Origin of the sequence: Shewanella sp. 10N.7, assembly GCF_020806285.1 — a bacterium.
GTDB lineage: Bacteria > Pseudomonadota > Gammaproteobacteria > Enterobacterales > Shewanellaceae > Shewanella > Shewanella electrodiphila.
This window is the reverse complement of the sequence record NZ_JAJGZS010000111.1, coordinates 1-218: the sequence shown is the minus strand read 5'-3', so window position 1 is coordinate 218 and position 218 is coordinate 1. Positions and strand designations below refer to the sequence as shown.

1 pseudogene is annotated in these 218 nt (G+C 40.4%); it reads left to right on the top strand.

The window, feature by feature from the left end:
* Positions 1–218, top strand: a pseudogene (locus LMH66_RS20380) (IS4 family transposase); the annotation flags it as partial.

Here is a 218-nt window from a genome sequence, read left to right as displayed (position 1 = left end):
TTTTAAGTCCCGTTTAGTTATTTTCAAACGTAACGCAAAAGGACGTAAAGACAAAGTGGTAACGGGTGAAAAGTCGAGGCGGAGTAAACAATCTCGAGCCAGTGCAGAACGAGAGAAAGAGCCTTGGTTACTTGCTACATCACTTTGTTTATCAAGTGCTGCCGCCAAAAGAGTCGTTAAGATTTATTCAACAAGAATGCAGATAGAAGAAAGCTTTA